Below are 23300 nucleotides of genomic sequence, written 5' to 3'. Positions count from 1 at the left end.
GCGATCAGGCCGGGGTCGGAGTGCGCGCTGTCCCGAGCGGCTTGCGCGATGTCGCCGCGTTCACCTCACGCTGCGCGTCGGCGAGGCGATTCACGTCTTCATCGAGCGCGCGTGCCGCGTCGATGAGCGTCGTGAGCGGCGCCAGATCGCTCGCGCCGGCGTGGAGACGCAGCAGGTCGAGGCGAATGCCTTCCAATGCCGCGACGGTCTGCGCCAGATGCGTCGACGCGGCGGTACGACGAGCCGCCAGGACTTCAGCATCACTCGAACCGTTCGGCGCAAGCGCGGCAACGATGTCGATCCCGGCCCTCGCCTCCGCGGCGCGGGCCTCGAGCGCGGCGACGATCGCGGGCAAATCGCTGAGTTGTTCGCGATACGCCTTCGGCAGGGCGGCGAAGAGCTCTGATGCGGCGACGCCGAGCGCGGCTTCGGTTGGACGGAATACACCGCCTCCAACCGCGCGTGAGCGATCCGGAGCACCGAGTCGCCGTGCGAACCATTCGCCGGCGCGACTGTTCCAGAGACGATCGCGAATTCCCGTCTGCCACCATTGGCGCAGCTTCGTGGGAAGAAACTGCACGTCGAAGGCGTTGCTCGCGGCGCCGAGCAGCATCGTCGATCCGATCGGCGCGAGGATCCACGCGATGCCTGTTGTGTGTTCGTTGAGGACGCGCGACATGACGAGTCCGAACGTGACGGCGAGCCAGGTCGCGGAAGCAACCGTGCTCAATCGCAACAGGCGGATCGGGGCGGATTCTTCCTCGTCGCGAGCAAGCGCCTCACTCTCGACGCGGTCGCGGCGCGCGAGCTCAATCGCCGTTCGCAGATCGGCGAGCGTATGCCCGGCGCGAAACTGTCGCCGCGCCTGGTTGAGATGGAACCCGATGATTGGCACGAGCGGCGCCAACGCGAGCGAACCGAGGATCGCGACGTCCCGGATATGACTGCCCCGATTCCCAGTCGCCAACGCGACCGCGTTCCCAATTGTGAGAACGCTAAAGCCCGCGGACCAGGCACTGAATGGCACGAGCAGCGGATTTCGCGCGCCGAGCCACGCGCGCAATGTTGGTGGAAGCGCGGGCCGCGTATCGGGACCGGGTACCAGCGCGGCGGCCAATGCTTCGCCGTCGGTGAAGCGGTCAGCGGGATCGAGCGCGAGACAACGATCGATCGCGGCGCCGAGCTCGCGCGCAATGCCCGGCGCGACGTGCAGCACGCTCTGCGGCGCCTCCGTCGCTTGACGAACGAGCAGCGCGGGAAGCGCGGTGCTTTCGAACGGCAACCGGCCGCTCAGCGCGAGATAACCGACGACGCCCAGCGAGTACAAGTCGCTGCGGCCATCGATCGAGTTGCCGGCGGCCTGCTCGGGACTCATGAAGTGCGCGGTGCCCATGATCTTCCCTGGAATCGCGTCGGGTGAGGCGACATCCTGGCGTTGCGCAATGCCGAAGTCCGTGACGAGCGCGCGACCCGTGCCCGCCTCGAGCAGAATGTTGTCGGGTTTCACGTCGCGATGAACGATGCCACGGCCATGGGCGTACGCGAGCGCCCACGCGACCTCGCGCAACACACGCGCTGCCTCGGCGGGCGGAAGCGCTCCATTCGTGCGCAGGCGATCGCCGAGCGTTTCGCCTTCTACGTAGCTCATGACGAAGAACACGAAGCGAGTGCCCGCGGCGCCCTGGTTGGCCGGTGCGGTCGCTTCGCCGACGCGGTGGATCGGAACGATGTGAGGATGCGAAAGCCCGGCGGCAGTGCGCGCTTCCCGAATGAAGCGTTCGCGCGACTCGGGCGTACGGGCGAGGTCGGGCGGCAGCACCTTGATGGCGACGTCGCGGTCGAGCTGGACATCGCGGGCGAGGTAGACGATGCCCATGCCGCCGCGGCCGAGCTCTCGCTGGAGGGAGTATTCGCCGGCGAGGGCGGCCTGGAGCTCGAGAAATTCGCTGGAGTGCTGCGTCATGCGGGTACTACGACTGATGCACCCAGACGTTTCGCGGCGGGCTCGGAAGACACGCGGCGCGCGACTGTGACCTTCCAGTCGCGCGCCGCTCCTACCTAATGCTGACCTCGTTACAGTCGGACGGCTACGGTGTGAACGTGATCGGCACCTCTTGCCGCGGATGCAGCGGATCGTTCGTGACGATCACGAGCGTCGCACTCGCCGCTGTCGTCACACCTGGAGCAAGCGCCACCGCGAACAGGCACTCGGATTTAGGGGCGATCAGTTCGGGTGTGAAGCAGTTGCTCAGCCCGTGGTTGGTCACGGCGAAGGTAAATGCTTCCGGATTCGCCCCACCAATCGTGAGCGAATCCAGCGACAGCGTCTGACCGCCGGCGTTCGCGATGCTGAGATTGAATGGAGCGGCGCCGGTGACGAAGTTGAGCGGAGCAATCAGGCTGACCACCGGGCTGCCGGGCAGGCCGGTACCGGTGAGAAAGACTTCGGCGATGCCGCTAGCCGAGGTCACGAGGAGCGTGGCCGAGCGAGGACCGGAGGCCGTCGGCGTAAAGCTGACGTGCAGCACTTCGACCGCGTCCTTGTTCGCCGGAAGCGTGGTCGCCAGCGCCGACGCGAGGTCCGCCGGATCGACCGCGAAATCGCCCGGGTTCGCGCCGGTCATGGAGATGGCCGTGATGGTGAGCGCCGTCTTCTTGCTCGTGTTGTAAATGAACTCTGATGAGGTGCGGGTCGTGCCGACGGAGATGCCACCCGGCGACAGGTTCTGGAGTCTGTCGAAGTCGATGTCTGCCGTCAGCGGACCGGCGAGGCCGCCCACTTCCGAGAAGTACCACGCGGGTCCGTCAACGAGCATTGGTGGCGGCAGCTGCGTGCCACCGGTTGGCGCCGGTGCGGCCGCGGTCGACGGGGGCGGCAAGGTAGCGCCACCGCCGCCGCCTGGGACTCCCTTGGCGGCGGAGCTAGACGCGCGTGGCGTGAGGAGGCTCTGCTGGTCTCCACAGCCGGCCGCGGCGCACAAGACAAACGCTGCAAACAATCTGGATGGATGGGGCACTTAGATATCTCTAATAATAGTTTCATGATAACATGGTGGGCATCAGCGCCCAGCGGCGGCCGCCGATCACCGGTTGCCGTGCAGAAAGGCCCGTGACACGCGCGCGGTTCCCGAAACGAGAATGCGCATGTCACCATCATGAATTTCCTTGTTGGCGATGTCTCGAAACGGGGCGATGATGTCTCGAAACGATCGTCGCACCGTCATTCGCCGGCGCTAATCCGTCGTCCGCGCCCGGAGTGCCTCGATATTCGCCAGCACGACTTCCGCGTTTCGCTTGAGGCCGCGGAGTTTGGCGCGCTTCATCGGCGAGTCCTTGAACGCGATTCGAAAATCGTCATCGCTCATCGCCAGGATGTCCCGCGCCAGGGCGGCAGCGTCCTTGCCCGCGACCGTGGGCCGCGGCCGAAACGCCTCTTCCCGCAACGGTAACGCGAACTTCTCATTCCAGGGACAGACTTCCTGGCAGATGTCGCACCCATAAATCAAGTCGCCGACGAGCGGCTTCAGCTCCTCGGGCATGTCGCCCTTGAGCTCGATCGTCAGATACGCGATGCACCGGTTCGCGTCCAGCACGTGCGGCTCGACGAGCGCATTCGTCGGGCAGGCGGCGATGCAGCGATGACACGTGCCGCAGTGATCGGTCTCGAACGGCGGATCGATCTCGAGGGCGAGATCCAACACCAGCGCGCCAATAAAGAAGAACGACCCCGCGCGCGGGTTGATGAGCGTCGTATTCTTGCCGAACCAGCCGAGCCCCGCGCGGCGCGCCAGATCTCTCTCGAGAATTGGACCGGTGTCGACGTATGCGCGGCCGCGAATCTCGCGGCTCGTCTGCGATTCAATCCAGCGATGCAACGCGTTCAATCGATCGATCATCACGTCGTGGTAGTCGTCGCCGCGAGCGTAGCGCGCCACTGGCCCCGACGGTTGATCGCCGCCGTAACTCATCGCGACCACGATCGCATGCGTGACGCCGTCGTACGGCAGTCGCGAATCGTGCCGCGTGTCGACGTTGCGCGCCATGTAACCCATCTCACCCTCGTACCCGCGCGACAGCCACGCATCGTACTCTGCGGCCGTGCTGGCGGGCCCGAGGTCGGTGATCCCCACGAGATCGAAGCCGAGCCCGTAGCACTGAGCCTTGATGAGCGTTTCCAGATTCCGCGCGTTCGCTGCTTGAATCACGACCGCTTTCCCGTGCTCACCGCCCAGCGCGCGTAGCGGACGACATCCTCCGCCGGCGGCACGATCTCGGCGTTACCGTAAGCCGTGTACATTCGCCAGCGCACATAGTCGGTCGCGGGAACGGGCAGGAACGGGAAGCGGCGATACCAGTCTCGGCGCCGAAAGCGCCAGCCGACGCGCACGAGCGCCGACGCGGTCCGCGGATTTCGCAAACCGCGCCACGCGAGCGACGCGCCGAGCCGGAGCCAGGAAGCCATGACGAGAACTACCAGATCACCAGGATGAAGAGAGATGCTCTATCAAATAATATCGGTTGCGGGCGCGATCATGATTCTCATCGCGTACGCCGGCAGTCAGCGCGGATGGATGGACCGGGCTGACGTTCGCTATAATCTGCTGAATCTCGTCGGGTCGGGCCTGCTGGCCTGGGTCGCGATCGTCGATCGCCGCATGGGATTCATCTTTCTCGAGAGTGCGTGGGCGCTGTTGTCGATCCCGCCGCTCCTCCGAAAACCTTCGTCGAATTGATGTGAGTTTTCGGCTCAAAAGAATGATCGCCCGTCCAGGCCGCCGGGAATCGCTTTCCCCAGCGCGGCCAGCGCGCTCGGCATCACGTCGACCGTTCGTCGCGGCTGACCGTGGGGCGGACGATTGACCAACAAGGGAACGAGCATGTGTTCGCGATGCAGCGCCCCGTGTGAGCTCACGTGCGGAATCGGCTCGTAGCGCGCGCGGAAATCCCAATCGCGCGCGGCGGAGAGAACGATGTCGCCGGACCGTGAGGACGTCGCCAGATGGACGATCTGCACGATGCCGTCCGGATAGTCCGTCGCGATCGTCGCGTCGTAGGCCGCGTCCATCGAGGCGTTCGAGACGTTCGCGCCGACGCGAAGCGGATCGCCCGTGTCGCGACGATAGTGATACCCATGCTCGTCGAGCCATATCGTGGCCGCCCCGCGGGTCGCGCTCACCACCGACACCAGCTTGCCGTGCGGGACCATCATCACGTCCACCGACGGCCGAGAGAGCAATGTTGAATAAAGATGTTCATATCGATGTGGTACACCGTTCGCCGGTCGCTCGCGGGAGCGCACATCGAGATACAGATGCGCCATGGCGTTGCCGCTGACCATCACGGCCACGTCGGGCGCGCGCGAGAAGAGCCACGGATGCGACATGGTGCGATAGCCGGCCTGCTGCACGATTTTTACAAGATCCTCATGCGACGTCACGCGGGAGTGCCCGTGGTCGCTCACGATCCACAGACTCATGTCATCCCACCGGCCTTCGCGCTCGGCATCGGCGCGAATCTGCGCCGCGGTATCGTCGACGATGGCGAGTGCGTCGGCGATCATCGCCGACGGCTGGCCGCGCGAGTGTGACACCTTATCCACGCCCGTCAGCGCCGCGAACACGAACTCGGGCTTGTCGTCGCGAATGCGGCGCACGACTTCGCTCGCGACGTCACGATCGATCTGCAGCCAGCCCGCGACGTTGCCGGCGAAGTGTGTGCGCGCGGCGCGGAACGCCGACGCGGCAGAGATCGACCCGACGCGATCGCGCGCCGCCAGCCCTCGACCGATGACGTTCAGCGCGCCGACGCTCGCCGTCGCCAACTCGAACACCGTTGGCGCCTGAGGATCGATGTCGCGATCGATCGCGCCCATCTGGTAGCCCACGTAGCTGCGCGTGTAGTCGGGAAATGATGTGGCACTGCGCGCGCGGTCGAACCAACGGAGTCCGGGCAGGCCGATCGGGCCGGGGAAACGCCCCATCAAGAACGGCGCATATGCCGGCCCCGTCACCGACGGAAAGCACGACGTCACCGTGTACAACCCGCCCTCGGCGCGCAATCGCTCGAGCGCGGGAAGCGAGCCGTTCGCCAGCGCGGCCTCGAGCGTGTCGGGGCGGGCGCCGTCCGCGAGTAATATCACAACAGTCACGAGAATTCCGAGCGGAGGTGCGAAGCGCCGAAGCGAGGAACAATAAATGGCGGGTTGAACCCGATCCGGGAAGCCTCTGTGTTCGCCAGCCTCAACCCCGTAAACTCCACGCATGGCGAAAAAACGTACACGCGCCGACGCCGACGCACCCAAGGCATCGCGCGCGCCGAAAAAATCCCAACGCAAGCACGCGCGCACCGCGGGCGGCAAACGGGCGACGCCGGAGGTCATGGCGGAAGCCGCCCTCACAGCGCAGGAAGGCTTTCGCGAGCGAACCGAAGTCGGTCATCGCGCCGCCGGGCGCACACCACCGTCTGAAAAGGGTGCACCGAGGTCAGCGGGAGCGGCGCGCAAGGTCGACGAAGCGATTCGCGATTATCCCGTCACCGAAGACGAGAAGCTGCTGCAAGCCGGCGCCGATCAGACCGACTTCACGCGAAGCGACCCGTGGCGTGTGATGCGCATCATGGGCGAGTTCATCGAGGGCTTCGACAATCTCGCGCACGTCGAGCGCGGCGTGTCGATCTTCGGCTCCGCGCGGACGCATCCCGATGATCCGCAATATCAAGCGGCGCAGGAAACCGCTCGCCTGTTGGCCGAGGCCGGGTTCGCGATCATCACCGGCGCGGGTCCTGGGATCATGGAAGCCGCGAACAAAGGCGCCAAGCTTGGCGGCGGCATCTCGATCGGCTGCAACATCGAGCTGCCGTTCGAGCAGGGCTCGAATCCGTACGTCGATACGCTGGTGAACTTCCGCTACTTCTTCGTGCGGAAGACGATGTTCATCAAATACTCAAATGCCTTCATCATTTTCCCGGGCGGCTACGGCACGCTCGACGAAGCGTTCGAGGCGTTGACGCTCATTCAAACCGGCAAGATCTATCAGTTCCCGGTCATCATGTTCGGCCGGCACTACTGGGCCGGGCTGGTGCGCTGGTTCCAGTCGCGCGTGCTGGGAGAAGGCAAGATCTCACCGGGCGATCTGGATCTGATGCTGCTCACCGACGATCCGCGCGAAGCGGCCGACGCCGTGATCCAGGCGTGGAAATCACCGAACAACAGCAAAGTTTGATCAATGGCGAAGAAGAAGAGTGCGAGCGGAAAGGCATCGGCGGCCGGCCCCAAGGCCGAGCAGAAGCGCGCCGCTGAGGAGCGCGAGCGCGCCGGGCAAAAGCATACCGCCCACGAAAAGAGCAAATTCTTGCGCGGCGATCGCATCGATCCGCGGCGTATCGATGGGAGTGAATCAGCCGCGGATCTGATCGACAACGCGTTTCTAGCGTACAACGCGGCGCGGCTGCGCGAAGCCTGTCAGCTCTTCACGAAGAAGATGCTCGAGCCCGATGTGACGATCGGCATGACGTTGACTGGTGCGTTGACGCCGGCGGGGCTCGGGATGGCGGCGCTGATTCCGCTGATCGAAAGTGGGTACGTCGACTGGATCATTTCGACGGGCGCGAATCTGTATCACGACACGCATTTCGGCTTGGGGCTCGCGATGCATCGCGGCAACCCGCAGGAGTCCGACGTCGTGCTGCGCGAAGAGGGTGTCGTCCGCATCTACGACATTTTCTTCGACTACGACGTTTTGCTGTCGACGGACGCGTTCTTTAGAAAAATCATACAGGGCAAGGAATTCCAGCGCTCGATGTCCAGCGCGGAGTTTCACTATCTGTGCGGCAAGTACGTGCGTGAGCGCGAGAAGATGCTGGGTCTCGGGCAGAAGTCGCTGCTCTCGGCCGCCTATGCCGCGGGCGTGCCGATCTACACCTCGTCGCCCGGCGACTCGTCGATCGGCATGAACATCGCCGCGCTGGCGCTCGAGGGGAACAAATGCGTGATCGATCCGAACCTCGACGTGAACGAGACGGCGTCCATCGTGCTGACGGCGAAGCGCGGCGGCGGTAAGTCGGGCGTGTTGATCTGTGGCGGCGGCTCCCCAAAGAACTTCATGCTCCAGACGGAGCCGCAAATTCAGGAAGTACTCGGGATCGACGAGAAGGGGCACGACTTCTTTCTGCAGATCACCGATGCGCGCCCGGACACCGGCGGGCTATCGGGTGCAACGCCGGCTGAAGCGGTGAGCTGGGGCAAGATCGATCCCGATCGCCTGCCGGATGCGGTCGTCTGTTACCTCGATTCGACGGTCGCGCTGCCGCTGTTGACGGCGTATGCGCACGCGCGACACGCGAAGCGGCCGCTCAGGCGGTTGTACGAGCAGCGAGAGAAGATGATGAATCTCTTACGGCGCGAGTTCGAGCGGGCGGGCGCCTCAGGATGACAGCCGCCGCCTGACCGCCTTCACCAGATTGCGCCGCGAATAGTCGCCGTGTGACACCACGGCGGCCATTTCTTCGCCGCCGAGTGCTTCGCGGACGATCTGGCGATCGCGCTCGCCGCGGTGGATGCGGCGCTCGATGTCGGCGAGTGTTGCTCCGAGCCAGTCGATCTTCGCGCGCAACGCGTCCGCCGGACGCTCGACCACACCGCGATGCGCGTCGAACATTCGCGCAGGTTCGAGCGCGGCGACCAGGCGCAGACTGTCGATGATCCGATACGGATCTTCGGATGCGTGGAGCACCCGCGCGCGAACGCCGAGCCAGAGATCGCCGGAGAAGAGTGTACGCGTCGCCTGGTCCCACGCCACCTGATGGTCGGTCGAGTGGCCGGGCGTGTGGATCGTCTCGAGGCCTTCGGCGTCGAGTCCTGGACTTTCCGACACTAACGCCGGCGGCCGTCCCCACACGACGCGCCGGTAGACCTGAATGTCGGGCGGCCGGCGAAGAATTGCGCGCGTATCCTCACGCATTGCGATCGGCACACCGAGCGCGCTGAGCTCGGCCGCGTTGCCGGCGTGGTCTTCGTGCCAGTGCGTGACGATCGCTCCGCGAATATTCAGTTCGCGTACGGCGCGCAACAATTCATGCCGCAGCCGGCGGAAGCCCGTATCGATCATGACGCCGCGAATCACGTACGCGCTGACATCGAGCCGCACGGCGCGCGTGGCCCAGCTGGACATGCGCAGCCTCGTCACGTCTCCGTGGCGTTCGATGTCGAGCGTCATGTCGGAAAGCTATCAGCCGCCGAGTGCGATTCTGGTCGTCGGGCTCGCGGGCGCGGCGGGTTTGGCGGCGGTCGTGATGATTCCATCTACGCGCGACGCGATGTCGAGCAGTATCTGCGGCGGCGCATACCGTTCGCGCCGCACCTCGTTGATGTACCGCGTCGCGAACTCGGCGGCGACGTCCACGCCGCGCTCGGTGTGCAGGTAGCGCGCGTAGATGGTCGCCGGCCAATCGAGCCAGTGGCCCGCGCGATCGAAGCACGTCGCCAGGCGACCGACGATGTCGTCGAGATGTGCACGCTCGCCCAGCGCCACCCGCGCGGCAAGATGGATCGCAAGAAAGCGCGCACGCCAGCGCGGCACAGCGCACTCGAGTGAATCACCCAGTCCGTGCACGACGTCGAGCGCGTCGCGCGCGCGGCCTTCCATCGCGGCGAGCTGCGCTTCGTGATTCGCGAACAAACGCGAGCTCGCCGTGCCGCCGAGCGAACCGAATGCAAACACCGGCTGTTCCGCTTCCTTGATGAGCGCGCGCGTCACGACGGGTGCATCGAGGTCGAGGCTGAAGCCCACCCACGCGTCGTACGCGGTCGTCGCGCAATCGATCAGACCTTTCTTGCGCGAGAGATCGGTTGACTCGCGGAACGTGGCTCGCGCGTCGCCGAAGCGGCCGACGAGCAGATACGCCTGGCCGCGGAGCGACAGCGCCGACGCGAGGAGCCGCGGCCCCACGTCGCGTGCGTCGGCGACCATCCCTTCGCTCACGCGAACCGCTTCATCCAGGTCTCCGCGCGCGACCGAATATTCGTAGAGCGTGTAGTCGCGATTCCAGCGATCGTCGCGCGTCGTCGGTTGAAGCGCTGTGACGATGTCGCGCAGCTCGTCGAGCGTTTCGGGCGCGATGAGCGCCGACATCCGCGCCGATTCCTTCGCCGCGCGCAAGCGATGCCCCGTCGTGGCACCGGCGTTTCGCGCGCACGCGAGCGCCGAACGCTGCACGACTTCGATCTCGCCGCGTTGCACGTGACTCACGAACAGGCGCGTCATCTCGAGGTCGTTGTGCGCGTCGTATGCGGGATTGAGCTGCATCGCGAGCGACTCGTGGCGATCGATCTCGTTGGGCAGATCGTTCATGCGGCCCGCCATCACGAGCAAATCGATGCGCCGGCGCAATAGCGAAAGCTGCTCGATCGGATCTTCCGCTGCTTCGGCGGCAACGTGCAGCACGTTCGCGGCTTCCTCGGGGAACCCGTGCTGCACGAGATGATCGGCGCCGCGCGAGATCGCAACGCGCGCGCGATCCGGACGCGACGCACCGTGCCAGTGTCGCGCGGATTCCCACAAGAGCTGCGGCGACGGCTCGCTCGCGAGCTCGTCGTCGAGACACTCCGCCGCGTGCCGATGCAACACGCGCGCGACCGCATCCGAAACACGGCGCATCGCAACGTCGGACCAGAACACGTGGCCGTACACGTTGCCTTTCGCGTCGGCGCTCAGGATGCCTTCGTTCTCGAGCTCGACGATCGCGTCGATGAACATGCCGCGCGGGAGCTGCATGAGCCGCTCCATGCGCTCGAGCGTCGCCTGCGTGCCGAGGATCGATGCGACTTCGAGCGCGCGGAGGGCCGGTGCGCTGAGCGACGCGATGCCGGCGTCGAACAATCCCGCGAGCGACGTCGGCAACTGGTCGATCGAGCCGGTGAGGGCCCACTGCCGCGTCATCTCGCGCATGAAGAGCGGGCTTCCACCGCAGCGCACGAGCAGTGCTCGCCGCACGTCCGGCGTGGCCGCGCGCTCGAGCTGCGTGAGCAATTGATCGAGCAGCGACTCCGCGGCCGCGCTGTCGAGCATGGGCAGTGCGATCGTCGCCGGTTTGAACGACGGTTCCTCGGCGGCCGGCGTGCGGCAGCCGAACAACATCGCGACCCGATGCGTTTCACTCCACGCGGCGAGTTGCGTCCACAGCGCATCGAGCGAGCGTCCCGCCCACTGCACGTCGTCGACGATGATCACCACCGGTGCTTCCGCGCTCGACGCTTCGAGGACGTCGATGAGCGACGCGCACAGTTGCGACCGCAGAAACTCCGGGCTCGCTTGTGGGGCGTCGTCGTCGTCCTTGGCGGCCTGGGCGAACTGGGACAGTCGCGAAAAACTCGCGGGATCGGCACCGATCGCGCCGCGCAGCTCGCAGGCCTTGGCGATGAGATCGGCGAGTGCCGCGAGCGGACGATCGGCGGTCGCCGGGTCGCAGCGAACGCGAATCGTCTGAAGGCTGGCGGTGGCGTTGCGCGAAACCGCCTCGTCGAGCAAGCGCGTCTTCCCGATGCCGGCCGGTCCGCTGAGCATGAGCGCGCCCCCGGTGCCCGCGCGCGCGGCGCCGATCAGCGCCGAGATCCGGCGCACCTGTTCGGCGCGGCCTACGAATGGCGGCTCGGTCGCGCGCGAAATACCGCTTTCACTCTTTGTGATGCGCCGCCGAAGGACTTCGGCGGGCAGCCGGAGCTCCGTTCGATCTTCGCCGAGCGCGTCGAGGTACGTCTCGAGACCGGTGAGCGCCTGGGCTTTGGCGCCGAGCTGGCAGCGTGCTTCAGCGATGGCGAGGACCGCTTCTTCGTTGAGCGGACTGACGCGCAGCATCGCCGCGGCGACACGGTTGACGAGCGACCAATCCTCGGCTTGCTGGGCGTTGGTCAGACGCGGCAGGAGGCGGCGGACCGTTTCGGTCGCGATCGTCTCGCGCTTCTCGTCGAGCCAGCGCGTGAAGGGTTCGGAGAAGGTGGGGTTGTATCCGGCGAGGATTTCGCCGATCTCGTCGAGCTCGACGTCCTCGGCCGCGAGGTAGTCTACGGAGGTAGAAGCGGCGTCGAGGGTGACGCTCGTCGCCGTGGCGGTGATCGGAAGGCGGAGTGTCCGCAGGCGGTTGAGGAGCCAGCGAAGGCGGGCGCCCTGGCGTTCGTGCGGGGCGTCGGGCCAGAGGAGCGTTTGGAGTTGGCCGCGCGGGATTGGGCGACCGGCTTCGAGTGCGAGGTAGAGCACTCCGGCGAAGACGAGCTCGGCGGCTGGATCGAGGGTGCGGTCACCGACGGAAGCGGCGGCGCGGCCGAGCGTGTACAGACGACACTGCATGAAGAGCGGAGATACAGCTGAATACGGCGGGAAACGGCGGGAAATCCATGCGGCGTCGCGCAGGATAGATAGGACTATAAGGGGAGGGCGGCAAGGAACGAAACGTCACAAGGCGGCGGCGCGGGTCGGCGGCGCGGGGTGGAAAACCGTCAGAGTTTCCGATTTGTGTGGCGCTAGCGTCGCTAACGCTGCGCTAACGGTGGGGATTTGATTGGTGGCGTGGCGCTGAAGCCGCCCCACCACTCAATCGAATTCTCTGGAGTAGTACATCATGCGTACCGCCTTTCGTCTTTCGTTGATCGCCGCGGCCATTGTGCTTGGCGCTTGTGCTTCTATGACTGAACCGACGTCGCATGCGCGCCAGGCTGGGGCGAAGGCGTCGCATAGTGGGTATATCTATGCCACGGGCGACAAGTGTTCGGCTGATCAATCGGTAGCTGACTCCACGTGCACCGGCAATCCGTAGCCGATCCCGGCCCGCGTCGGCGAGTTCGCGTGCCTAAACCTGCCTGCAAACTGGACTCTTCTGTACTGGAGTTTTCTATCATGCGCCCGAATACCTGTGTGACCTTGCTCGGTTTTGCTGTGGCGATTGAGAGCCACTTAAACAATACTCCCGACTCGAACGAGGTCAGAACCGTCGACCATCCGCGACCCACTGAGACTGCGACTCAGCGCCGGTAGTCCGTCCGGACCCTTTGCTGAGGTCGACCCGGCCCGTAACTTGAGAATGTTAGACAGCGCCCGGCTTACTCCCGGGCGCTGCACTTTTTTTGTATCTCGAAATCGCGACTGCACATGATCGAAGCGCTGAAGGCAAAACTCGGAGAGGAAGTCGAAAAGCTGCAGTACGAGCTCAACGTCACTCTGCCGCAGGAAATTCGAAAAGCAGTCGAGCTGGGCGATCTCCGGGAAAACAGCGAGTATAAGGCTGCGCTCGAGCGCCAGCAGTTCGTTCAGGCACGCCTCGGTCAACTTCGGCAGCGCCTAAGCAAGTTGTCATCGATTGATCCGACACAGATCCCGTCCGACCGTGTCGGCTTGGGTTCAAGGGTCGTCGTTCAGGATGAAAAGACGGGATCGAAAGAGACCTATTACCTCGTCTTCGGCGACGCTCTCGAATTCGAAGAGGGCCACGTCACGATGGCGTCTCCTATCGGTCGTGCGCTACTTGGCAAGGCGGTCGGAGAGATCGCCTTTCTCAGGCTGCCGACATTAGTGCGTCAGCTCAAAGTCGTGGAACTCAAAACGATCCACGCAACCGAAGAGGCCGATCTTTAAAGGATCGGCGCTGCGGCGATCGGCCGGATCGGCGACGGCAAACCATGATGCACCGGTTGTTGTCGAACCAGACGCACAAATCGCGGAAGCAGCTCGGGATCAAACATCTTACCGCTGTCGGTTTCCATCATCTCCAGTGCCTTCTCGCGGCTGAATCCTGGCCGGTACGGACGATCGCTTGTCAGGGCATCGAAGACGTCAGCGATACACGTGATGCGCGCGGTCAGCGGAATCTGATCGCCAGCGAGCCTGTCCGGGTAACCCGCGCCATCCCATCGCTCGTGATGGTTTCGAACAATCGGGATAATATCCCATGGAAACTCGATATCGCGTAGCATCTCGGCACCGACTGCGGGATGCAGCTGCATTGTCGCTCTCTCTTCCTCTGTCAGACGTCCCGGTTTGTTCAAGATCTCCGTTGGGGTCGTGATCTTTCCGACGTCGTGCAACAGCGCGCCAATGCGGAACCAAAACAAAGTGATCTCGTCAAAGCCAGCGTCAAGCGCCAGGGCGCAAGCGTAGTCGGCTACTCGTTCGCAGTGACCCAGCGTATATGGGTCTTTTGATTCGATCGATCCAGCCCATCGCGTGACGATATCGAAGAATTGTTGCTCAAGCCGTGAAATTTGGTGTCGCAAATCCACCAGGTCACGCTGGGCGCGGAGTTTTGAAAATAGGCGGTGCGACCGCGAGAGCGCCCGCAAGACACCACGGCTGTCTTCCATCGCCTCGTACAGCCTCGCTTGTTCGCGTGCCGTCTCGGCAGCAAGCAACAAATCCTCGCGCTCGACGGCACCGTCATAAGCAGCTGACAGAAAATGCTTGGCTTCGTCCAACCTTCCGGACAAGAGAGCGATGACTCCCTGATTCTTTGCAGTTTCGGCGAGAGCCCGCTGATCTCCTAACGCCGTGGCCTCCGAATGCACGAGCTCGCAGCGCCTAGTGGCGCTATCTACGTCTCCTCGAGCGAGCAAAAGCGTTGTCGAATTGACCATCGCAAGGAGTCGATTCGGACGGTCGCCTGAGACAGCGCAATGTTCGATTGCTTCATCGTACGCCGCTTCGGCATCAGCGAACCGGTTGAGCCGGGTGAAAACCAACCCAATATTGTTAAGCACTGGTCCGATGCGTTCGCGGAGACCTGCAGTACGATATGTGGCCAGACAGGAAGTGAACTGATCGATTGCAACCTCAAGCTCACCACGCATACTTGCGATGATACCGAGGTTCTGGGTGATCATCGCATCGAGCTGGGGCTCGCCGGCGGGCGTCACAAAGGTCTTCGCACGCGTGTAAAGCGAAGTGGCTTCGTCCAAGTCTCCGCGAATCAAGTGCACCACTGCAAGGCCGTTGATAGCATGCGCCGCGCCCGAACTGTCGGACCGCGCTTCAGCCGAGGCGAGGGCGGCCTCGAAGCAGTCAAGGGCCACGTCATACACGCCGTCGTCGGCATACGTCCGAGCGATCCGGCGCATGATGGTCGCGGCGTGCTCGCCATCGCCCAACCGCAGCAGGTACAACGCCGACTCATAATACTGGCGCGACAACTCCCGCCGCCCCGACCGCTCCGACTGCTGCGCGCGCTCGAGCAGCGTCGCCACCGCCGGCGACAATTCCGCCTTGGTTGCGCCGGTGCTCATACGCCACGAAGCTGCCGAGATGCACTCGCAGCGTTCCTGGAACGGGAAGTCGATTCGATCGCCACAACAGTCGTGCGCCGCTGTCCCAACCATCCAACAGTCGAGAACCTTCAGGAAATCCTAAATCCGGGGCTTGGCGTCAATCGCCAATTCCCGAGTGCCGTCATCGGCGTGGTGTAGCCCAAGTCCGCCGGTTGCGACGCCGTCTAAGCGGCCGAGGACTACTCCACATGCTCAGTATCGGCATGTTGTGCACGATTTTGTACGGTAGCGCTGTATGCAAACTCTACAGCGGCATCGCCAGCGGCTTCATCCCGCGACGGCTGCCACCGCGCGCGACCGATTCGGCGTCGGAATCACGTACAGCCGATCCATCGTCCGCACCACCCGCTCGAACCGCGCAAAAAGCTCGGGATCGAACAGCTTGCCGCTGTCCGCCGCCATCATCGCCAGCGCCTGCTCGCGCGTGAACCCGGCGCGATACGGCCGGTCCGTCGTGAGCGCGTCGAACACGTCGGCGATGCACGTAATGCGGGCGCTCAGGTGAATATCTTCACCGGCCAGGCGGTCCGGATATCCAGTACCGTCCCAACGCTCGTGATGTCCGCGCACCATCGGAATCACGTCCCACGGGAAGTCGATGTCGCCGAGCATGTTCGCGCCCGCCGCGGCGTGCAGCTCCATTGCCTCGCGCTCTTCCGGCGTCAAACGGCCGGGTTTGTTCAAGATCTCTGACGGCACGGCGATCTTGCCGACGTCGTGCAGCAGGGCGCCAATACGGAACCAGAACAAGGTGATGTCATCGAAGCCCACGTCACGCGCGAGCGCGCACGCATAGTCGGCCACCCGCTCGCAATGGCCGAGCGTGTACGCATCCTTGGATTCGATCGACTGCGCCCAACGGCCCACGAGCTCGTAGAAACTGTTCTCGAGCCGTGCGACGCGCCGCTGCAGATCCGCGAGATTGTGCTGCGCACGCAACTTCGTGAACAACTTGTGCGACCGCAGCAGCGACTGCAGAGTCTCGCGGTTCTTTCCCATCAGCTCATACAGTGACGCTTGTTCGCGCGCCGTTTCGGCCGCGAGCAACAAATCTTCGCGTTGCATGGCATTGTCGTACGCACTGTACAGGCGTCGCTCCGACTCTTCGAGCTCACCGCGCACTCGCGCGACCACCCCCAGATGCCGGTTCGCTTCTCCGTTTGCGCGCTGGTCGCCGGTGGCGTCCGCTTCGACGAGAACATTCACGCAAACCGCCACGGCGCGATCGTACTCCCGCCGTGCGATCCAGAGCTCGGCCGAGTTGATGAGGGTCAGCAGACGACGAGGCGTCTCGCCGGCAGCGGCGTAGAAGGTGACCGCTTCATCATATGAAGAGTGCGCCTCATCGAGCCGCCCAAGCTGGGTGTACACGAGGCCCATGTTGTTGAGCGCATCGCCCATGTACTCGCGCATGTCCGCCGCGCGAAGCGACGAGAGACACGCCTCGAAGTGGATCAGCGCCAGCGTGAAGTCGCCGCGCATGCTCGCGCTCACACCCAGATTTTGATCGATGATCGCCTGGAGCGGCAGGTCCGCCGCTTCGCGCGCGAAGTGCAGCGCGCGCTCCGCATAGGACTCGGCCTGGTCGAACTCTCCGCGCTGCGACGACGTCACAGCCAGAAAGTTCAGCGCGTGCGCGACGCCAGACAGGTCGTTCGCGGCTTCGGATACTCCGAGCGCCGCCGTGAGACAGTCGACGGCCACGTCCAACGCGCCTTCGTCAAGGTAGGTTCGCGCGATGCGCCGCATGATCGTCGCGGCGGCATCCGGACGCTCAACGCGCAGCAGATAGAGCGCGCCTTCATACCGGCGTCGCGCCATCTCGCGGCGTCCGGCACGGTCGGCGTTCTGCCCTTCGTCGAGCAGCGTCGCGACCGCCGGACCGAGGGATGCGTGATCGAGCGTCTGGCTCATTGCGCGCGGTCGGACGATATCGGTTGCTGCGGTGCCCGAGGCGCCATCTTCTTGGCGAGCGTCGGTCGCGAGATGCCCAGCATCCGCGCCGCCGCCGCTTGATTCCCGCCGGTCAGGCGAAGCGTCAACGCAACGGCTTCTCGCTCGATGTCCTCGAGAAGCTTCCCCTGCGGCGGGATGTGAATGTCGCCGATCCCCGGCTCCGGATTGACCGCGCGCATCGTCCGCCGCTGAATCATCAGATGCTCGGCTTGCACGACACGCGCGTCCGCGCTCAAAATCGCTGCGCGCTCGATGACGTTCTTGAGCTCACGCACATTGCCTGGCCAGCGATGCACGCGCAACGCGGCCACCGCTTCGGCCGATAGTTCCTTCGGCTGCTGATACTCGCGTGCTTCCTGATGCAGGAAATGTCGGGCGATGATCTCGATGTCGTCGAGTCGATCACGGAGCGCCGGAAGCGAGATGGAGAAGACATTCAGCCGGTAGTACAAGTCTTCGCGAAACTCGCCCGTGCCGACGACTTGCTCGAGAAGCGGGCTGGCCGCCGCAATGATGCGGCAGTCGATTGGCATCTCGTCGAGCCCACCCAGCCGCCGAATCTGTCGCGACTCGAGCGCGCGCAACAGCTTTGGCTGCAGCAGACGAGGCAGATGATGTACCTCGTCCAGGAAGAGCGTACCCGATCCCGCGAGCTCCAGCAGCCCTTGCTTGCGCGTCGTCGCGCCGGTGAACGCGCCGCGCTCGTGACCGAACAATTCAGACTCGAGCAGTGTGTCGGGTATCGCGGCGCAGTTGATCGCCACGAACGGCTCACTCGCCGTGATACCGGCGTAGTGAATCCCGCGCGCGAACAGCTCTTTGCCGGTTCCAGTCTCGCCAATGAGCAGCACCGTCGTTCGCCGGGTACCGGCGACGCGCTCCGCGAGCGCGATCGCTTCGCGCAGCAGCGGGCTTTCGCCAACGATGCTTTGGAATCCGAACGACGGGTCGGCCAGAATAGCTGCGGAAACGCCAACGTCGGCGATCGCCAAACAGACCTCAGGATGCGGGGGTACGTGCGGTGACGCGCCCCCATCCGGGCCGCGCCGCGCTAGAAGTATCGACCCGACGACCCCTTGGTCAACACCTCCCGGACCCGCGCGACCCAATCCACGGCCGCGATGCGCTCGAAGGCCTCTAGAGCGGCTCGCCAAACCTCCTGAGCCATTTTCGAGTCGCCGGCGTCGTACAGCGCTAGTCCAAATTGATACAGGACCTCGGCTCCGAGCAGGGCATCCTCACCAAGCGTGCTCAGTGTCAGCGCATGTCGCAGCGTCTCGACCGCGCTGTTCACGCGGCCGACCAACCGCTCGTACGCGCCGCGAAGTTTGAGCGCCGCGGCGAGGCGGCCGTCGTCGCGGCGCAGCTCGGCGATGTCGAAGGCGCGGCGGATCGGATCGTAGGCATCGTCGATCTGGCCGCGAATCAAACGCCCCTCGCCACGATTTTCCTCGATCGTTCCCTCAGACATGAGATCGCCGCGGGCGCGGGCGATCGAAAGTGCGCGAGAATAAATGTCCTCCGCTTCGTCGTAGCGCTCCTGGCGCATCCGCAAATAGCCGAGGTTCGTCAACAACCAGCAGAGACGTTGTTCATCGTTCGCGGATTCGAAGACACGCTGGGCAATGAGATAGTGTCTGGCTGCGCCCTCCGGATCGCCACGCACATCGGAAAGGATGCCGAGGTTCTGCTCGATACTCCCCACGAGACGAGTTTCATCGGATCGCTCGGCGAGATCGAGCGCGCGAATCAGTTGGCTTGCTGCACGGTGCAGGTCGCCGCGACGTTGCGACAGTCCGGCGAGACAGTTGAGCGCGTGCGCGATGCCGGCGGTGTACGCCATTTCCTCGGAGAGTCCGAGGCTTCGTTCGAACAACGGCTCCGCGTCCGAGAGACGGCCGCGCTCGAGGAGCACGGACCCCTGCCACCGAAGCACGTCAGCGAGGAGCGGGGTGGGCTGGTCGCCACCCAATAGGGCGATGGCTTGCCGATGCCCTTCAAGAGCGACGTCAGGCGAGTCGCCAAGCCCGGCGGCCCGCGCGATTTCGGCGAGCCGCCGGGCTTCCAGCGTCTGTTGAACTTTTCTGTCCGACGGTTGTGCGTCCATTCAGCTCGCGATGGCTCGCCGTACAGGCATTTGCGCTTCGCGTCGCGGGCCCAACGTCGCCCGCGATCCGCCATTCCTATCGGATCAGCTTACTGATCGTCGCACCGGCCGGTCGACCAGATATACCCCGAAAAATGCCAAATCGTCGCGATCGACGTCTGGTTCAACACGTCGACGCCAAGCGTCAACAGCTCCGTCACCGCATTCTGCTTCGTCGAATCCGGGAAGTAGCCAAGCGAGAGCGACAGCGGATTGATCAAGCCACCCGCGGCCGCCTGTGTGTTGCGCAGACTCTGCGTCGCGACGAGCGGCACCGTGAAGTTGATCCCGTGCGGCGCGAACTCGTACGACACGTTCGACCCCGCGAGCGCGGTGACGCTGATCAGCTTCGTCGACGCGATCGCCAACGGCGGAACGACGACGGTCAAGCCAGCCTGCGGAATCGCGATCGTTCCGCCAAGAATGCCGATGTTCTTCGAGACGGTGATCGACGTCGCCAGCGCCGTCGTACGCTGCAGCGGCTTGACGTTGATCGGACTCGCGAAGAGCAGCGAATGATTTGCGGATTCGGTCGGCACCTGCCTCGCCCCCGCGGACGGCGACGCGGGGTTGTCGGAACCCGAGCAAGCAGCCGCGGCGAATACAGCGACGGCGGCGAATAACGTACGGAGGGAACGAGCACGCATGAAGGGGGACTCCACAGGGGTTGAACGGCATCGCACAACGCCGGCTGCTAAAGCATTGGCTGTGCCAGCTAACTAAACTATTATAAATCAATCATTTACGATTTTCACACATCATCGAGAGTAAAGTTTTTTTACATCAGAACTTTGCTCTATGTAAAAATTTTTTACTGTCACTCGGTCTCTTGACCAGCCAGGACCATCGCTGCAATTTCCCCTTACCAAGTAAGGGGTAAAAGCAAAATGTCCTCCCAGCCGCTCGACCTCCTCCAAGGCACCCTCGACGTTCTCGTCCTCCGCGCCCTCGCCTGGGGACCGATGCACGGCTACGCCGTCTCCCGCTGGATCCACGAGCGCACCGACGGCGTCCTCACCATCGAAGACGCCCCGCTCTACAAGTCACTCCACCGACTCGAACGCGCCGGCTACGTCGCCGCGGAATGGGGCCTGTCGGAAAAGAACCGCCGCGCGCGCTACTACACACTCACCCCCACGGGCCGCCGGCACTTCCACGCCGAAGAGGCCACGTGGCGCCAGTACGCCGCCGCCGTGTTCAAGGTCCTCGAGCCCGCGTGATGCGCCCGCGCCGCTTCTTCCGCCTCCCCTGGCGCACCGCTCGTCAAATCCGAGCCGACATCGACGACGAGCTCCAGTTCCACATCGCCGAACGCGTTGACGCACTCATCGCACTCGGCACCGCACCCGACACCGCTCGCGCGCAGGCGCTGCGCGAGTTCGGCGACATCGACGACGCCCGCCGCTACATCGACGCCGTCGACCGAGACATCGAAGCCGCGCAGCGGCGGAGTGATTTCATGAGCGACCTCCTCCACGACATCGCCTACGCCGCGCGCAAACTGCGCGCGTCACCCGGGTTCACGCTCGCCGCCATCGCCACCCTCGCGCTCGGAATCGGCGCGAACACGGCGATCTTCTCCGTCGTCAACGCCGTCCTTCTCCGGCCGCTTCCATTTCCGAAGAGCGATCGGATCATGCGCATTCAGTTCAAGCAGCAGGGCCACGGCGACGCGAGCACGCCGATGGACCTCGTCGACTATCGCACACAGGCAACGCGCTTCGTCGGCTTCTCGACGATGGAGCCGACGACCGCCAACATCTCGCGCGATCAAGGTGACGCCGAGCGCGTGCAAGCGCTTCGCGTCAACGCGAACTGGTTCGAGCTCCTGCGCGTGACGCCACTCGTCGGTCGGTTCTTTCTCCCTGGCGAGGATCAGCAAGGGGCGCCCGCCGTCGCGGTTATGAGTGAGGAGCTCTGGCGCCGCGACTTCTCCGCCGATCCGGCGATCATCGGCAAAACGCTCCGCGTCAACGCGAAGGCGGTGACCGTGGTCGGTGTCGTCGCGGCGAACAAGCACTACCCGCTCACGGTCGAGATGTGGATGCCGAAGCAGTTCGACGCGCAGGAGTTGAGCGACGCGGCGCGCGGCGCGCGCTGGCTCGGCCTCGTCGCGCGCGTGAAGGACGACGCCGACGTCGACGCGGCGCGCGCGGAGGTGACGCGCATCTCCGAGGCGATGGAGAAGCGCTTCCCCGAGGACTTCCGCGAGCGCCGCGCCACCGCCGTCCCGCTGCACGACTACATGGTCGGCGATCTTCGCAAGCCGCTCTATCTCATCCTCGGCGCCGTCGTACTCGTGCTGCTGATCGCCTGCGCGAACGTCGCGAACCTGTTGCTCGTTCGCGCCAACGCGCGCGAGAGCGAGCTCGCCATCCGCGCCGCGCTGGGCGCCGGCCGCGGACGTCTCATTAGACAATTGATGACCGAGAGTGTGCTGCTGGCGATCGTCGGCGGCGGTGTGGGCGTGCTCGTGGCAAAGATCGGCATGACGAAGCTCCTGAGCAGCGCGCCGGCAAGTCTGGTGATGGCCCAGCATGCGTCGATCGATGCAACCACGCTCGCGTTGACCGCGTTTGTCGCGATCGCGACGGGACTCCTGTTCGGTGTGTTGCCCGCGCTTCAGGCAAATGCTCGACAGCTCGCGTCCACGCTGCGTGCGGGAGGGCGCGGCCAGAACACACGCCCCGGTGCGCATCGCACGAAGCAAACGATCGTGGTGGCCGAGCTGGCGCTGGCCGTTGTGCTGTTGAGCGGCGCGGGCCTCTTGCTGCGCAGCTTCGAGCGATTGATGTCGGTCGACCCCGGCTTCAAACCCGACGGCGTGCTGACGATGAAAGTCGCGCTGCCCGCGGTGAAGTACGATTCAACGGCCGCGCGAAATCTGGTCGCGACGATCGAGCAACGAGTTCGCTCGCTGCCTGGTGTCGACCGAAGCGGCGTCGCGACCTACGTGCCGCTCGACAATTCGTCGTACGACTTTACGTTCGAGATACGCGGCCGGCCGGTGCCGCGGCCAAGTGACGAACCCGCCAGCGAGGTGCGTCAGGTCACGCCGGAATTTTTCAGCGCGATGGGAATTCCCGTCGTGCGTGGACGCGGCATCGACGCCACGGACATTCCAACCGCGCCGCATGTCTACGTCGTCAACGAAGCGTTCGCGAAGAAGTTCTTCCCGAACGCCGACGCGGTCGGTCAGTCCATTCGCATGGACTGGGGACGCGATCCCAAAGGGGCCACGAATCAGATCGTCGGTGTGGTCGGCGACGTGCACTCCTTCGGCCTCGAGGACGCGCCCGAACCGACGGTGTACGCCTCACTCGCGCAGTACCCCGCGAACGGACTGACGATCGTTGCGCGCTCGGCTGCGCCGGCAACGCTCGCCGCCGCGCTGCGCGGCGTCATGCGCGATCTCGATCGCGACGTGCCGGTGTACTCGGTCATGACGATGCGTGAACGCGTCGACGCCTCCGTCGGTGCGCAGCGATTCTATGCGTCGCTCATCGCCATCTTCGCCGCCGTCGCGTTGGTGCTTGCCGCGGTCGGGCTGTACGGCGTGATCGCATACGCCGTGAGCCAGCGCACGCACGAGCTGGGGGTGCGCGTCGCACTCGGTGCGACGACCGATCGCATTGCTCGCATGGTGATCGGCGAGGGCCTGGCCCTCACCGTAACGGGCGTGGGCATCGGCATCGCGGCGGCGTTGGTATTCGGCCACGTGATGGCGTCGTTGTTGTTCGGCGTCAGCGCTCGCGATCCACTCACCCTCACCGCGGTCGTCGTCGCACTCGGCGTCGTGTCCACGCTCGCCAGCTGGTTGCCGGCGCGCCGCGCCGCACGTGTCGATCCGCTGGTTGCGATGCGCGGCGACTAGTGGTGACTACGCTGTCATCCTGA

General features: G+C 64.6%; 18 protein-coding genes. 6 read left to right on the top strand and 12 right to left on the bottom strand.

Annotation, left to right across the window (positions count from 1 at the left end; genetic code table 11):
• Positions 1–4: 4 nt before the first annotated feature.
• From VN706_03635 to VN706_03620, 4 genes are all read right to left on the bottom strand, one after another.
• On the bottom strand, positions 5–1963 hold the full coding sequence (locus VN706_03635; protein HXT14692.1) for a serine/threonine-protein kinase: 1959 nt from the start codon (positions 1961–1963) through the stop codon (positions 5–7).
• Between the two features lie 124 nt (positions 1964–2087).
• Entirely contained in the window at positions 2088–2879 is a 792-nt protein-coding gene (locus tag VN706_03630; protein ID HXT14691.1) for a choice-of-anchor D domain-containing protein, read from the bottom strand.
• Between the two features lie 354 nt (positions 2880–3233).
• Positions 3234–4205: a tRNA epoxyqueuosine(34) reductase QueG gene (gene queG, locus VN706_03625; protein ID HXT14690.1), complete on the bottom strand. Its 972-nt coding sequence runs from the start codon at positions 4203–4205 to the stop codon at positions 3234–3236.
• Positions 4202–4462 carry a hypothetical protein gene (locus VN706_03620; GenBank protein ID HXT14689.1) on the bottom strand — a complete coding sequence of 87 codons (261 nt, stop codon included), beginning with the start codon at positions 4460–4462 and terminating at the stop codon, positions 4202–4204. The genes queG and VN706_03620 overlap by 4 nt, the downstream gene beginning before the upstream one ends.
• Before the next feature lie 34 nt (positions 4463–4496).
• Here VN706_03620 and VN706_03615 point away from each other — a divergent pair, with 34 nt between their 5' ends.
• Positions 4497–4733 carry a hypothetical protein gene (locus VN706_03615; GenBank protein ID HXT14688.1) on the top strand — a complete coding sequence of 79 codons (237 nt, stop codon included), beginning with the start codon at positions 4497–4499 and terminating at the stop codon, positions 4731–4733.
• Positions 4734–4747: 14 nt separating this feature from the next.
• On the opposite strand, the gene VN706_03610 is transcribed toward VN706_03615, so the two are convergent.
• Positions 4748–6148: an alkaline phosphatase family protein gene (locus VN706_03610; GenBank protein HXT14687.1), complete on the bottom strand. Its 1401-nt coding sequence runs from the start codon at positions 6146–6148 to the stop codon at positions 4748–4750.
• Between the two features lie 112 nt (positions 6149–6260).
• On the opposite strand from VN706_03610, the gene VN706_03605 reads away from it, so the two are divergent.
• Both VN706_03605 and speY read left to right on the top strand, forming a co-directional pair.
• The gene (locus VN706_03605; GenBank protein HXT14686.1) at positions 6261–7220 is read left to right on the top strand and encodes a TIGR00730 family Rossman fold protein; all 960 of its coding nucleotides are present in this window, start codon (positions 6261–6263) and stop codon (positions 7218–7220) included.
• 3 nt (positions 7221–7223) lie between these two features.
• Positions 7224–8429 carry a deoxyhypusine synthase gene (speY, locus tag VN706_03600; GenBank protein HXT14685.1) on the top strand — a complete coding sequence of 402 codons (1206 nt, stop codon included), beginning with the start codon at positions 7224–7226 and terminating at the stop codon, positions 8427–8429.
• On the opposite strand, the gene VN706_03595 is transcribed toward speY, so the two are convergent.
• Together VN706_03595 and VN706_03590 are read right to left on the bottom strand one after the other, a co-directional pair.
• Entirely contained in the window at positions 8421–9212 is a 792-nt protein-coding gene (locus VN706_03595) for an MBL fold metallo-hydrolase (GenBank protein HXT14684.1), read from the bottom strand. The genes speY and VN706_03595 overlap by 9 nt on opposite strands.
• Positions 9213–9224: 12 nt before the next feature.
• On the bottom strand, positions 9225–12338 hold the full coding sequence (locus VN706_03590; GenBank protein HXT14683.1) for an AAA family ATPase: 3114 nt from the start codon (positions 12336–12338) through the stop codon (positions 9225–9227).
• A 798-nt stretch (positions 12339–13136) separates the two neighbouring features.
• Between VN706_03590 and VN706_03585 the strand changes: the two genes are divergently transcribed.
• A complete protein-coding gene (locus VN706_03585) occupies positions 13137–13619 on the top strand; it encodes a GreA/GreB family elongation factor (protein ID HXT14682.1) in 483 nt (160 codons plus the stop codon).
• Here the strand turns inward: VN706_03585 and VN706_03580 are convergent.
• From VN706_03580 to VN706_03560, 5 genes are all read right to left on the bottom strand, one after another.
• Positions 13616–15259, bottom strand: a complete 1644-nt coding sequence (locus tag VN706_03580; GenBank protein HXT14681.1) for an HD domain-containing phosphohydrolase — start codon at positions 15257–15259, stop codon at positions 13616–13618. The two genes, VN706_03585 and VN706_03580, sit on opposite strands and share 4 nt — an antisense overlap.
• Positions 15260–15568: 309 nt before the next feature.
• Positions 15569–17215, bottom strand: a complete 1647-nt coding sequence (locus tag VN706_03575; GenBank protein HXT14680.1) for an HD domain-containing phosphohydrolase — start codon at positions 17213–17215, stop codon at positions 15569–15571.
• Positions 17212–18249 (bottom strand): sigma 54-interacting transcriptional regulator, encoded by a 1038-nt coding sequence (locus VN706_03570; protein ID HXT14679.1) that lies wholly within the window; start codon positions 18247–18249, stop codon positions 17212–17214. The genes VN706_03575 and VN706_03570 overlap by 4 nt, the downstream gene beginning before the upstream one ends.
• A 59-nt stretch (positions 18250–18308) precedes the next feature.
• Complete coding sequence (locus VN706_03565; protein ID HXT14678.1) at positions 18309–19100, bottom strand: tetratricopeptide repeat protein; 792 nt, start codon at positions 19098–19100, stop codon at positions 18309–18311.
• Between the two features lie 353 nt (positions 19101–19453).
• Entirely contained in the window at positions 19454–20050 is a 597-nt protein-coding gene (locus VN706_03560; GenBank protein HXT14677.1) for a hypothetical protein, read from the bottom strand.
• A 240-nt stretch (positions 20051–20290) separates the two neighbouring features.
• On the opposite strand from VN706_03560, the gene VN706_03555 reads away from it, so the two are divergent.
• Positions 20291–20623, top strand: coding sequence for a PadR family transcriptional regulator (locus VN706_03555; protein HXT14676.1), 333 nt, complete (start codon positions 20291–20293; stop codon positions 20621–20623).
• Positions 20623–23277 (top strand): ABC transporter permease, encoded by a 2655-nt coding sequence (locus VN706_03550; protein ID HXT14675.1) that lies wholly within the window; start codon positions 20623–20625, stop codon positions 23275–23277. Before VN706_03555 ends, VN706_03550 begins: the two co-directional genes overlap by 1 nt.
• The last annotated feature ends 23 nt before the right edge of the window (positions 23278–23300 follow it).

This window comes from Gemmatimonadaceae bacterium, from assembly GCA_035606695.1.
Classification (GTDB): Bacteria; Gemmatimonadota; Gemmatimonadetes; order Gemmatimonadales; family Gemmatimonadaceae; genus JAQBQB01.
This window is presented reverse-complemented; position numbering and strand designations above follow the sequence as displayed.